Source organism: Mycobacterium sp. (genome assembly GCF_049683355.1).
GTDB lineage: Bacteria > Actinomycetota > Actinomycetes > Mycobacteriales > Mycobacteriaceae > Mycobacterium.
This window is the reverse complement of the sequence record NZ_JBAUJB010000338.1, coordinates 1-9,912: the sequence shown is the minus strand read 5'-3', so window position 1 is coordinate 9,912 and position 9,912 is coordinate 1. Positions and strand designations below refer to the sequence as shown.

The 9,912-nt window shown below is 65.5% G+C and carries 13 protein-coding genes and 1 pseudogene; 11 read left to right on the top strand and 3 right to left on the bottom strand.

Going from position 1 to position 9,912, the window contains the following annotated elements; genetic code table 11:
• From WA944_RS19485 to WA944_RS19475, 3 genes are all read right to left on the bottom strand, one after another.
• Positions 1-1,289, bottom strand: a 1,289-nt coding sequence (locus tag WA944_RS19485; protein WP_526647252.1) for an AMP-binding protein, incomplete at its 3' end; no start/stop codon positions are given.
• 131 nt (positions 1,290-1,420) lie between these two features.
• The gene (locus tag WA944_RS19480; protein ID WP_526647251.1) at positions 1,421-2,251 is read right to left on the bottom strand and encodes a DUF1206 domain-containing protein; all 831 of its coding nucleotides are present in this window, start codon (positions 2,249-2,251) and stop codon (positions 1,421-1,423) included.
• 73 nt (positions 2,252-2,324) lie between these two features.
• Positions 2,325-2,891, bottom strand: a complete 567-nt coding sequence (locus WA944_RS19475; protein ID WP_526610816.1) for a TetR/AcrR family transcriptional regulator — start codon at positions 2,889-2,891, stop codon at positions 2,325-2,327.
• A gap of 48 nt (positions 2,892-2,939) precedes the next feature.
• On the opposite strand from WA944_RS19475, the gene WA944_RS19470 reads away from it, so the two are divergent.
• The 11 genes and pseudogenes from WA944_RS19470 to WA944_RS19420 all read left to right on the top strand — a co-directional run bounded on the left by WA944_RS19470 (position 2,940) and on the right by WA944_RS19420 (position 9,745).
• Positions 2,940-3,809, top strand: coding sequence for a lysophospholipid acyltransferase family protein (locus WA944_RS19470; RefSeq protein ID WP_526375481.1), 870 nt, complete (start codon positions 2,940-2,942; stop codon positions 3,807-3,809).
• An 83-nt stretch (positions 3,810-3,892) separates the two neighbouring features.
• Positions 3,893-4,264, top strand: a complete 372-nt coding sequence (locus WA944_RS19465) for a YraN family protein (RefSeq protein WP_526375483.1) — start codon at positions 3,893-3,895, stop codon at positions 4,262-4,264.
• Positions 4,264-4,536: pseudogene (locus tag WA944_RS19460) on the top strand (magnesium chelatase domain-containing protein); the annotation flags it as partial. The gene WA944_RS19465 and the pseudogene WA944_RS19460, both read left to right, overlap by 1 nt.
• Positions 4,537-4,541: 5 nt before the next feature.
• Positions 4,542-5,924: a recombinase family protein gene (locus WA944_RS19455; protein ID WP_526647250.1), complete on the top strand. Its 1,383-nt coding sequence runs from the start codon at positions 4,542-4,544 to the stop codon at positions 5,922-5,924.
• 205 nt (positions 5,925-6,129) lie between these two features.
• A complete protein-coding gene (locus tag WA944_RS19450; RefSeq protein WP_526647249.1) occupies positions 6,130-6,303 on the top strand; it encodes a hypothetical protein in 174 nt (57 codons plus the stop codon).
• 329 nt (positions 6,304-6,632) lie between these two features.
• On the top strand, positions 6,633-7,625 hold the full coding sequence (locus WA944_RS19445; protein WP_526647248.1) for an AAA family ATPase: 993 nt from the start codon (positions 6,633-6,635) through the stop codon (positions 7,623-7,625).
• A gap of 78 nt (positions 7,626-7,703) precedes the next feature.
• Positions 7,704-7,913, top strand: a complete 210-nt coding sequence (locus WA944_RS19440) for a hypothetical protein (protein WP_526647247.1) — start codon at positions 7,704-7,706, stop codon at positions 7,911-7,913.
• Positions 7,914-7,924: 11 nt separating this feature from the next.
• Positions 7,925-8,191: a hypothetical protein gene (locus WA944_RS19435; RefSeq protein ID WP_526647246.1), complete on the top strand. Its 267-nt coding sequence runs from the start codon at positions 7,925-7,927 to the stop codon at positions 8,189-8,191.
• Positions 8,192-8,195: 4 nt separating this feature from the next.
• Complete coding sequence (locus tag WA944_RS19430) at positions 8,196-8,669, top strand: hypothetical protein (protein WP_526647245.1); 474 nt, start codon at positions 8,196-8,198, stop codon at positions 8,667-8,669.
• Positions 8,603-9,049 (top strand): HNH endonuclease, encoded by a 447-nt coding sequence (locus WA944_RS19425; protein ID WP_526647244.1) that lies wholly within the window; start codon positions 8,603-8,605, stop codon positions 9,047-9,049. The genes WA944_RS19430 and WA944_RS19425 overlap by 67 nt, the downstream gene beginning before the upstream one ends.
• A 75-nt stretch (positions 9,050-9,124) precedes the next feature.
• Positions 9,125-9,745, top strand: coding sequence for a hypothetical protein (locus WA944_RS19420; protein ID WP_526647243.1), 621 nt, complete (start codon positions 9,125-9,127; stop codon positions 9,743-9,745).
• Positions 9,746-9,912: the final 167 nt, after the last annotated feature.

Sequence of the window (9,912 nt, the reverse complement as noted above, 5' to 3'; positions counted from 1 at the left end):
AGCAACGGCAGCTCCCGCACCGATGCGGCGGCCACGGCGCCCGCGGGAATGCCCGCCGCGGCGGCGGCCAACTGCCGCAGGTCTCGTGAGCAGTGTCCACCGGCGGCCACCACGGCGAGTTGCTCGCCGTTGTCGGTGCACATCGCGTGCAGGCCCTTCTCGCCCAAGGTTGCCTCGACCTGCGCGAGATCGATGCGCAGGCCGTACATCTTCACGAAACGGCTTCTGCGGCCGATCACTTCGTACAACCCGTCGCTGCCGCGTCGGGCGATGTCGCCGGTGTGCAGCGCGTCCACGCAGGGCCCGAGCGACAGGTCACCGGGGCCGTGCGCGTAGCCCATCATGACGTTGGGCCCGCGGTACACCAACTCGCCGGTGCCGTCCTGGGGCCAACCGTCGACAGGCTCGAGGGAAAACGATCCGCCCGGGATCGGCCGCCCGATTGCCGAGGCGCGGGTGAGGGCGAGATCCGGTGGCAGATAAGCCATCCGGGCAGTCGCCTCGGTGGCGCCGTACATCACGAAGAGCTGCCAGCCCTGCCTGTCGGCCAGCGAGGCGAAGCGGTGGACCCGTTCGGCGGGCATCCGCCCACCGGCCTGGGTCAGGTAACGCAGGTGGGGCAGATGCATCGACGCGAAGTCGACTCTCTCGAGCAGTTCGAAGGTGTACGGAACCCCGGCGAACGTGGTGCCCCGGTGGCGCCGGAAGAGATCCCAGAACGCGTCATCGGCCACCGAGTGGTCGGTCAGGATGAGTGCGGCGCCGACCAGGAGATGGCTGTGGATGACCGACAGCCCGTAGCAGTAGGACATCGGCAACGTGGTCGCCGCCCTGTCGGTGCTGTGGATCTGAAGATACTCGGCGATGGCCGACGCGTTGGCCAGCAAGTTGGTGCGGGAGAGTCGGACCAGTTTCGGGGAACCGGTACTCCCGGAGGTGGACATCAGCAGGGCGAGATCGTCGTGCAGCTGGTGGCCGGCCCCGGAGCGCAGGTGGACGCCCGTCGCGTCGATGACCACGTCGGGCTGGTAGGCGGTGATGAGCGCGCCGTGGTCACGCCCCGGCGGCACCGGAATCACGACGTGCCCCCCGGCCAGTGCGCCCAGGTAGCGGATCAGCGTGGTGATGTCGTTTCTGGTCTCGAGCAGGATCAGGCGACGGCGATCGCCCAGCTCACGGACGGCGGCGTCGACGTCGTCGGCGAGCTCGGCGTAGCTGAGCTGCCGCGACTCGGTGAGCACCGCGACGTTCTCGCCGTGACGGCGCAGATGATCGACCAGCGGGCTCATCGCAGGGCCCGCGGCACCCGTTCGGGCGCTCGTCGCATCCGGGCAGTCCTTTCGGCGACAGGTGCCGAGCACCTGAGCTGAGGCTTACCGAAGTGAGGATACCGTCACCTCAGTTTCTGCCCAAAAGGCGATCACATGCGGCCGAAGCGGCTCCGGATGAAGCTGTACACGCCGAACGCGGCGATTCCCAGCGCCGCGGCGATCAGCAGGAACTTGCCGAACGGCGCCTGACCCAGGGTCTTGATCGCGGCGTCGAGACCGCTCGCCTTGGCCGGATCGGCCTGCAGGGTGGCGATGATGACGAGCAGTCCGGCGCCGGCGAGCACCAGGCCCTTGGCGACGAACCCGGTGATCCCGGTGGCGACGATCGCGGTGCCGCCGGAGACGCGAAGATCGTCGAGGAACTTCTTGGTCACGCCTTTGTAGATGTGATAGCCCCCGACGGCCACCACGGCCAGACCCACGACGATCAGCACCGCCTTGCCCCATCCCGACTGCATCAACTGAGCGGACATGCCCGCGTTCTGCTGTCCGCTCGACTGGCCGCTGCCCATCGCGAACTGCGCCGCGGACAGGGCGATGGCGAAGTTGGCGACGGCCACGCCGAGAGATCGCGCGCGTTTCCAGGCCGGGTTGTCGTCGTCGGTGCCGGAACGCTCTCCGGGCCGGGAACCGACCACGGCCTCGGCGATGCGCCACAGCCCCAGAGCCACCAGTCCGGCCGCCGCCGCCCACAGCATGACCTTGCCGCCGGTCTGGCTGCCGAGGGTGGCCAGCGCGCCCGACTGGTCGGCGTTGCCGCCGGCACCGGTGAGCGCGAGCTGCAGGATGATGTAGCCGATCAGCAGGTGCAGCACGCCGCTGGCGGCGAAGCCCGCCCGGGCGATGTACTCGAAGGCGTCGCTGTTGGTGGCCCGGTCGGCGACGCCGTGTACGGACTGTGATGAGGATCTGTTGGCCATGGCGCCTCCTGGTCGCGGATGGCGCTGTATACCCCGGTTTTGACGCCGGCGAAACTGCGGGCGTCGAGACGGGTCAGTGCGGGGCGGCGATGATCCGGGTGGCCGCCTCCACGGCGCTGCGTCGGTGGTCAGCGGCGGCGGCGTCGTCGTCCGCCGGCCGCGGCCCCGGCCAGTGCGCCCACGCCATCGCGATCCCGAAGAGCAGGACCAGCAGCTCCTCCGGATCCCATGCGGGGTCTACGTGGCCGCTGTCCTGGGCGATCCTGATGGCCGCGATCGTCTGGCCGGGCAGGGCCGCGTCCGCACCGGGCGGATGGTCGAAACCCATGCCCTCCAGCCGTGCCCAGGTGAGCATGCGTAGATGTTCCGGGTGCCGCTGCGCCAGGTCGTGAAGGTCGCCCACGAAGTCGGGCACCGCATCGGGGCGAAGTGTCACCCCCCGGAACAGTTCGGCGCCGTCGGCGGCAGCGACCTCGCGGAAGAGTGCCTCCTTGTCACCGAAGTGGGCGTAGAGGCGCTCCTTGCTGGCCTCGGCGGCCCGCGCGATGCGGTCCACCCGGGCGCCTGCGAGTCCGTACGCGGCGAACTCGGCACGCGCAGCGCTCAGGATCTGCCGGCGCAACTCGTCGCTTGTTCTCACAGCAGAAGCATAACCAAACGAACTGGTTCGTTCGGTAGTGTGGGTGTCATGAACGCGACGCCGGCGATCGACGCCATCATGAACCCCCCGCAGCGGGTCCGCGCGGTCCGCCGGGCGGTAGACACCGTCCTGGAGCGGATCGGCCCGCTGGTGGATCTGTCCCGCCCGTATGTGGACGGGTTGGAGAACCTGCCGCGCGATGGTCGGTTCCTGTTGGTGGGCAACCACACTCAAGGTGGCGCCGAGGTACTGCTGGTTCCCTACTTCGTCCGACGGGAGATCGGCACCAGGGTGCGCCCTCTGGCCGAGCGCCGGATGGGTGATCTTCCCGCCCCCATGGCGGACCTGATCGCCGCGTACGGGGCAGTCATCGGTTCGCCGGAGACGGCGCGCGAACTGATGCGCCACGACGAGACCATCCTGGTCTTTCCCGGCGGCGGCCGGGAGATCGCCAAGTTCAAGGGTGAGGAGAACACGCTGCGCTGGCACGGCCGCGCCGGGTTCGCCCGGGTCTCGGTGGAGAACAACTACCCGATCGTGCCGGTCGCCCTGATCGGCGGCGATGACGTGTACCGCAGCCTGATCACCCGGACAAGCCGTCTGGGACAACTGAGCCTGGCTGCGGCCCACAGGTTCTCGGGCACCAGCGATATGGCACCCCCGCTGATGCGGGGGATCGGACCCACGCTCATTCCTCGGCCGCAGCGGATGTATCTGCGATTCGCCGCGCCCGTCGACACCACGAAACCGGCGCGGATCGCCCGCGACCTGTGGGTGAGCACCGTCAAGGACCGGACCCAGCAGTCGTTGGAGGCGGCGATGGCCGGCCTGCTGGACGTGCGCAGTGGCGATCCCTACCGCGAACTGAACCCGTTGGCCTGGCGGCATGCGACCCGTCCGCCGGACGTGCGCGGGTGATCGGCCTGGGGATGAGTTCGCGGTTGGGGACAGCCGGCGGCTGAGCCCGGATTCTGTCGGCCGGGCGGCGCAGGGTGCACAGCATGACTACAACAGACCGCCGCGCCGAGATCGGGGCGATGGGTGAGCAGCTGGCCGTCGACCACCTGGAGCGACTCGGTTTGCGGGTGCTGGTGCGTAACTGGAGTTGCCGCTACGGAGAACTGGATGTCATCGCCGCCGATGACGCCGCACGCACGGTGGTGTTCGTGGAGGTGAAGACCCGGACGAGCGAGCAGTTCGGCGGTGTGGCACAGGCGGTGACGCCGGCCAAGGTGCGCCGGTTGCGGCGGCTGGCCGGACTGTGGCTCGCCCAGCAGCACGGCCACTGGGCGTCGGTGCGCATCGACGTGATCACGATCCGGATCGGGCGTCGCCGCACCCCGGAGGTCACCCACATCCAGGCGGTCGGGTGATGGCGCTGGGCAGGGCATTCTCGGTGGCGGTGCGCGGTGTGGCAGGCGAGATCGTGGAGATCGAGGCGGACATCACCGCCGGGCTGCCCGGAGTTCACCTGGTCGGCCTGGCCGATGCCGCACTGCGGGAGTCGCAAGCCCGGGTTCGGGCGGCCATCACCAACTGCGGGTTCAGCTGGCCGATGGCGCGGCTGACCCTCGCGCTGTCGCCGGCGACGCTGCCGAAGATGGGTTCGGTCTATGACATCGCGCAAGGTCAAGTGCTACTGTCTTAAACGTGCTGGCTGTCGTATATTGCCGTATCTCCCGTGACCGCGCCGGTGCTGGGCTGGGGGTGGAGCGGCAGCGCGCCGACTGCGGCGAGCTTGCCGAGCGCCTGGGATGGACGGTAGTCGAAACCTTCACCGACAATGATCTTTCCGCGTACTCCGGCAAGCCTCGCCCGGGTTATGAGGCAATGTGTCTGGCCTTGGAAGAGGGTCGCGCCAACGCCGTACTTGCATGGCACGCAGACCGTTTGCACCGCCGACCCATCGAACTGGAATCGTTCATCGACCTATGCGACCGCAAAGCCGTGGATGTGCGGACAGTCCAATCGGGGACGGTGGATCTCTCGACGGCCTCGGGGAAGATGGTTGCGCGGATGTTGGGCGCAGCAGCCCGCCACGAGGTTGAGCATTCGATTGAGCGCCAAAAGCGCGCTAAGCAGCAGGCCGCACTTGACGGCAAATACCGGGGTGGGCGCAGAGCTTTCGGGTGGCGCGACGGTAGGCAGATTCAGCCCGACGAGGCAGAGGCAATCCGACAGGCGGCAGCCGCGCTGCTAGCAGGCTCATCCCTGCGGCAGATTACTCGCGAATGGAACGCGGCCGGATTGCGAACGTCATTCGGCGGCAATGAGTTCAACTCTCCCGAGGTCCGCAAAATTCTGCTCAGGCCCCGTAACGCGGGGATCTCGCTGCATGAAGGCCAGGAGGTGGCCACGGGCCTGTGGGAACCGATCCTGGATCGCGACACGCACACCGCCGTTAAGGCCCTGCTGCGCGACCCCGCGCGCGCGCCCTCGGTGAGTTTTGAACGGAAATATCAGGGGTCGGGTGTCTACCTGTGCGGCCGGTGTGGGGCACTGATGGGCGCTGGCACTCACAATCGCGGCGCGGACGGGTGGAGGCGGACGTACACGTGCACCGCTGTGAAACATCTGGCGCGCGACGTGGAGCATTTGGACCGCTACATCACGGCGATCGTGGTGGCCCGACTGTCGCAGCCCGATGCCGCCCTCATACTTGGGGAGGCCGAGGACTACGCCGCACTGGAGGGGCAGCGGGAAGGCCTGCGGGTTCGCTTAGACGATTTGAGCGCGATGTTCGCAGCCGGGGAGATCGACGGGCCGCAATTGAAACGCGGGTCGGTCGATCTTCGCGCCGAGCTGGAGAGGGTGGACGACCGGATCGCGGCAGCGCGCACGTCCTCGGCACTGGCGAATCTGGTGCTGGCCGGTGATGATCTGCGGGCCACCTGGGAAGAGAGCGCCCCCGATGTGCGCGGCCGAGTGATTGACACACTGATGACGGTGACAGTCCTGCCGACCAGGCGAGGCCGTAAGCCGGGCGGGACGTACTTCGATCCCGCAAGCGTGGCTATCGAGTGGAAAGTGTGAGTGCAGCCAAGGGTTGACCGGTATGCGATAATTGCCTGACAACTACCGATACGCATCCGGGATAGCCCGGGAAGTGCCCCTACGGCGATGAGAATTTAACTCCTAGCTGAAGTCTGTCCGCAGGCTTCGGCTTTTTTCATTCTCAGAGGTCGTGCGTCTGCATTGGACGCGCGGCCTTTTTTATTGCCGAAAAGAGGCCACCCTAATGAATTCTGATATTTACCCGTTCGCCGACCACGTCGCCGCTGTGGTCGCCCTGGCCCCACCGTTGACCGAGGAACGGCGCGCCCGTATCACGGCGCTGCTGCGAAGGGCATCGGAGGGGTGGGGGGCCGGACAATACGCCTACGAAACCCCTGGTCGCAAGGCATGTCACTAAAGTTTTTATATGATCTTGCTCACAATATTTGTTACCGTTGTGTAAAACCGCTGGTCAGAGCGTTTTCGAAAACCGTGCCGTTCCGGAGCCTGTGATAGGCTGGAGACAGCCTTCGATAGTCCGCGCCCAAAAACAGGTTCGGCTCGAAACGCTCATTCCGGCCAACACTTTCTCCTGGCCCACCCTTAGCAAACCGAGTACATCTCCAGGTACACCCCTACCCTCTCGGGTATATGCGCTGTTCAGCGGCGTACTCGGCTGTCCAATCCCGTGGTTGCGTAAAACCGGGATACAGGCACCCCAGCAAAGCTAATAGCAAGGAACCTTACATGTACGTTGATGTTGCCGCCGTCCTGGAGGGCGGCGCTATCGCACCCGAGCCCGACATCATGCCCCTCACCGAGGACTCGTTCCTCTTTTATCGCGGTGAGTTCAATCTTGTATTCGGTGACTCCGAGTCGGGAAAGACGTGGCTCACCCTGGCCGCCATCGCTGACGTTCTCAATCAGCAGAATGGTCGCGCCGCGTTCGTTGACCTGGATCACAACGGACCCGCCAGCATTGTCGGACGACTCCGAGAGTTCGGCGTGCCTGATGAAGTGCTCGCCGACCAGCAACGGTTTCGCCTTACCCAGGATGACGGAATTGTGCTTCGGGAAGTGGTGCAGGACTTGACCGTTTTCCGCCCGGATATCCTCGTGCTGGACTCTCTCGGCGAAGCCTTGGGCCTGTCCCGTTTGGACTCCAACAACGCGGAGGACTTCACCCAAGCGCACACGTCCATCATCAAGCCACTAATCACGGCCGGCGTCGGTGTTCTTGTCGTTGACCACCTGGCGAAGAACTCCGATTCACGGACGTTCGGCCCGACCGGGACCACTGCGAAGGTGCGAGCCGTGGGCGGCGCGGCCGTGCTCGTAAGTGCCGCACAACCCTTCAAGCCTGGAGAGGGCGGCAGCGCCAAACTCCAACTCTTCAAGGACCGTCACGGTGGTGTCCGTAAACAGTTCCCCCGAGACGGACAAAAGCCTGTTCTTGGAACGTTCATCCTCACCGACGACGGAGACGGACTCACGTACAACATCGACCCGGGACTGACGGTCCCGATGAAGCGTCAGGGCGCGCTAGACGCCAAACGCGCAAAGACCGACGCCGCCAAACTCGAAGAGCTTCTAGCCGGGACTGACCTCCCATTGTCCGTGCGGTCTGTCAGAAGTGTGTTGCAGTGCGGACAGCAAAGAGCGCAAGCGGCGATTGACGCCCTCAAGGCTGAGCGTATCCCAATGCGTACCCAGGCCGAAAATGACCAATTGCCTGCATAAACACCTGCGTATCCGTGGTTTTCTACATGCCAGGGGTTGCGCCGAGTACGGATACAGATACAGCGCAGGGAGCAAACAATGAAGACCATAGAAACCAATGGCGTGGACATCCACATTCAGGAACGCCCAGGAGGCGGCTACGTCATCAATCAGGGACGCAGTCACCTGCTGCTGACCGACACCGAAGCCGCCGAGTTGACCGACGCCCTCGGTGAGCTGCTCCGCCACCCCAAGGCCTGCTCACCAGCGAAGGCCCGACTGGTGCGCTACCCGATTTCATCCAAGTAAGGACCATTCAAATGCAACGCAAGCACATCGTGGTCGACCCCGACAAATTCGAACTTTCCATGTCGATCTCCCCAGCCCGTTTGGTATTCCTTACGGTCGAGACGATCAGGGGCGAAACGATCAAGATTCCGTTCAGCCCAGATGAGGCTATTCGGATGGGCATCGGCATCGCGGGAGTAGGCCATGCGGTGCGGCGGGCGGCCGCCAACGACGACGCCACCTTTAATCAGGATCTCGCTGATCTCGCCGAGTTGGTTAATAACAACACTGAGAGCTGACCCCATGCGTCTCTGGCACATGATGAGGCCCGACCGCATCGACGCGGCCCTACGCGACGGCGTGATCCTGCCCACCGGCTACAACGACCTGGCCCGCTGTGAAGTCAAGCGGGTCCGGGGCAAGCGCCGCCCACTCGGGCCGGATTCCAACTGGTGTCCGCACGAGCACGACCGCACCCCTGTCACATGGTTCTGTACAGAGCCGATCGCCGTCCGCCTCTGCGCCGGTGAGGTCGCATGGCTCTTCGAGGTCGATACCGACGCCGAGTTGTGGGACCAGTGGGCAGCCACACGCGGAGCCGACCCGGCATGGATTGCCGAGCGCCAAAAGGCCGAAGACTACGAGTTCAGCAAGCGTGCTCGGATACAGGGTGGAGAGTGGGTCACCACTGACCCGATACCCCGTGAGCAATGGCTCTCGATAAAGGACCTTCAGCTGGGCGCACTCATCCCCGTATCGGCGACACGCACAGCATGAACCGGCCGTGTATCGACTGTGGTGACCTCATCGCATCGGGCAGCAGGTGTGCCCAGTGCAGGCCATCCGCACCACTCAAGGTCAGGCCACGCAACCATCCGCACGCAAACCCGGCAGCGTGGAAGAGGTTGAGTCGTGCGGCCAGAAAGGCTCAAAGGTCCTGCCTTGACTGTGGGCGCACCGACAAGCTGCACGCGGACCACGTAATCCCCATCAGTGTCAGGCCGGACCTCGGGCTTGAGCCGTTGAATATCACCGTTCGATGCGAGGTGTGCAATGGACGCCGAGGGAACCGGTACACCGAGGCCGAGGCCGAAGCGGTCCTCGCCGCCATCGCAGCCCGCAAGGCACGCTGGCAGCGCTTCTCTCAGAGCGGTTGAGACGTCCTCCCCGGTGTACCTAACCCTCGGGAGCCGTGAAAGTCGCTCAGAATCGAGCTGTGAAGGGCAGGAATCATGCACGTACTGGACCCCATCCAGTTGGGGAACGAACCGATCACCCGTGACCACGTACTCAACGCCGTCAGGTGGGCGGACGCGGATGCAGGCCCCGCGCTGCTGCTGATGGCGTGGCGATCAGGCCGACTCGACACCGAAACCCTGGCGCGGCTCATCCCCACGATCTGGTGCCGCGCATCCTGTCCGCAAAACCGCATACCGCCGCGAGAATGGCGCGCAATGTTTACAGCAACGGGCTACCGCTCAGGCGGCCAACCCGCCAGCCCGCCAACCTCGATCCGGCTCTACCGCGGTTCTCCTTACGTCGAGAGGCAGCGCTGGGCCTGGACGCCGAACCCTCTCTACGCGATGTTCTACGCGGCCCAGCGGCTCGGGTGCGCCCCCCATCGCAAACCCGGCCAGGTTTGGGTGATCGACGCCCCCGCCGCGTCGCTGCTTGCACACGTCGATCGCGTCGACCCCGGCGAGTACCTCGTGGACACAAAAGGGCTCGCGATCGGCTGCCACCTCAATCGGCACCAGCTACTGGCGGAACTGCCGTCGGACTTGAGGGAGCGGCTGTGGCCGGGGATGGTTGCGAACGTCATGCGCCTCATCGCCGAGCGAAACAACCCCTGACCTGCACAAACGTGGGCAGGGACCCCATCGCGCCCGGTCCTCGTCCCGCCGCCCAAGGCGCAGGGGCGGTTACTCTCTGCCGATCTCCCGTCAGAGCTGTACGCCGGAGGCCGCTATGCCCTCGCGGTCCGACTTGACCTCCACCCAGCGACCGGGCGCGTAGAACG

What these genes read in the sequence shown, in the direction of transcription:
- WA944_RS19480 (WP_526647251.1), bottom strand. Translation starts at nt 2,251, where the DNA reads ATGGCCAACAGATCCTCATCACAGTCCGTACACGGCGTCGCCGACCGG.
- WA944_RS19470 (WP_526375481.1), top strand. Translation starts at nt 2,940, where the DNA reads ATGAACGCGACGCCGGCGATCGACGCCATCATGAACCCCCCGCAGCGG.
- WA944_RS19465 (WP_526375483.1), top strand. Translation starts at nt 3,893, where the DNA reads ATGACTACAACAGACCGCCGCGCCGAGATCGGGGCGATGGGTGAGCAG.
- WA944_RS19450 (WP_526647249.1), top strand. Translation starts at nt 6,130, where the DNA reads ATGAATTCTGATATTTACCCGTTCGCCGACCACGTCGCCGCTGTGGTC.
- WA944_RS19445 (WP_526647248.1), top strand. Translation starts at nt 6,633, where the DNA reads ATGTACGTTGATGTTGCCGCCGTCCTGGAGGGCGGCGCTATCGCACCC.
- WA944_RS19440 (WP_526647247.1), top strand. Translation starts at nt 7,704, where the DNA reads ATGAAGACCATAGAAACCAATGGCGTGGACATCCACATTCAGGAACGC.
- WA944_RS19435 (WP_526647246.1), top strand. Translation starts at nt 7,925, where the DNA reads ATGCAACGCAAGCACATCGTGGTCGACCCCGACAAATTCGAACTTTCC.
- WA944_RS19430 (WP_526647245.1), top strand. Translation starts at nt 8,196, where the DNA reads ATGCGTCTCTGGCACATGATGAGGCCCGACCGCATCGACGCGGCCCTA.
- WA944_RS19425 (WP_526647244.1), top strand. Translation starts at nt 8,603, where the DNA reads ATGGCTCTCGATAAAGGACCTTCAGCTGGGCGCACTCATCCCCGTATC.
- WA944_RS19420 (WP_526647243.1), top strand. Translation starts at nt 9,125, where the DNA reads ATGCACGTACTGGACCCCATCCAGTTGGGGAACGAACCGATCACCCGT.